The organism is Brevibacterium sp. HMSC08F02 (genome assembly GCF_001807555.1).
Classification (GTDB): Bacteria; Actinomycetota; Actinomycetes; order Actinomycetales; family Brevibacteriaceae; genus Brevibacterium; species Brevibacterium ravenspurgense.
The window spans coordinates 1-1,464 of record NZ_KV789341.1 but is presented as its reverse complement, the minus strand read 5'-3'; the positions used below and the strand labels follow the sequence as shown (position 1 = coordinate 1,464).

The window sequence follows — 1,464 nt, the reverse complement described above, 5'->3', positions numbered from 1 at the left end:
GGCTCTTCCGGTTTCAGAGTGCGTGACGCGGTCTCTGACTGCCGGGTGTTGGTGATGAATGAGGGGCGGGCCTTGGGTGAAGATAGAAGTTCCTCAACTCGTCTCTCACCCAAGGCCCTGTCGTGCAATCTACCGTTTCTGCCGCGCCGTGTCCCGTCGCTGATGTCATTTGCCGCACTCTCGAGCTCGGCATCCACATCACCGGCGCTCACATCACCGATGATGACATCACTGTCATCGAAGCCTCACTACGAGAACCTCTTGGGTACTGCCCCGAGTGCGGTGCTGAAGGCCGGCTGCGTGACCACGTGATCCGCCGGCTGACGGATGTCCCGATCACCGGCCACCCGACCCGCCTGCACGTACGTCTGCCCCGCTACCAGTGTGTCCACGCCCAGTGCCCGCGCACGATCTTTCAGCACCAGCTCGAAGCGGCCGAACCCGGGGCGAAGACCACGAAACGCGCTACGACCTGGATCCTGAAACGGCTCGTCCAGGACCAGATGAGCATCTCTGCTATCAGCAGGGCACTCGGACTCGGCTGGGACCTCGTCAACCAGCTGGCCACCACTGCCGCACAGTCCCTTGTCTACGCCGATCCCACTCATCTGGCCGGGGTTCGGGTCCTGGGTATCGATGAGCACTGCTGGAAACACGTGCGCGGACAAGGAGAGGACTCCTTCGCAACGATCTTCGTCGATTTGACCCCGCTCATCGACGGGACCGGTCGAGCACGGCTACTGGACGTGAAGGCAGGCCGTTCCGCGAAGGTCGTGACCTCGTGGCTGCAGGAACGTTCCCCGCAGTTCCGTGACAGGGTCGAGGTCGTGACGATGGACGGGTTCGCCGGCTACCACACCGCGACCACGAATGCGCTGCCGGACGCGGTGCCGGTGATGGACCCGTTCCACGTCGTCCAGCTCGCCGGGCAGAAACTCACTGCGTGCAGACAACGGCTCCAGCAGCAGATCCATGGGCACCGGGGCCGGAAGACAGACCTCCTGTATCAGGGGCGACGGACCCTGTTGACGAGGAGGTCCCTGCTGAACAAGAAGGGTAGGGACCGGCTGGAGCGGTTGTGGGTCGAGCATGATGACCATGTCGCGTTGGAAGTGACGTACCTCGTCTACCAGGACGTCATCGATGCGTACGAGCATCCCGATCGGAAGACCGGCAAGAAGCTCATGCAGACGGTGATCGAGAGTCTGCGCAGAGGCCTACCTGAAGGGCTTGAGGAGCTTGCTCAGTTGGGGCGGACGCTGTGGCGGAAACGGGCTCAGGTGCTGGCGTTTTTCGATCGTGGTCGCGCGTCGAACGGGCCGGTCGAAGCGATCAACGGGCGCCTCGAGCACCTGCGCGGTATCGGGTTGGGGTTTAGGAACTTCGGCCACTACGTGCTGCGCTGTCTTCTCCACTCCGGGCAGCTATCAGCCCGGGTCAACGCACTCTAGAACCGGAAGAGCC

Annotated in this window: 1 protein-coding gene; it reads left to right on the top strand. The window is 62.9% G+C overall.

What is annotated here, in order from left to right; genetic code table 11:
- Positions 1-122 precede the first annotated feature (122 nt).
- A complete protein-coding gene (locus tag HMPREF3172_RS00705; RefSeq protein ID WP_070514708.1) occupies positions 123-1,451 on the top strand; it encodes an ISL3 family transposase in 1,329 nt (442 codons plus the stop codon).
- The last annotated feature ends 13 nt before the right edge of the window (positions 1,452-1,464 follow it).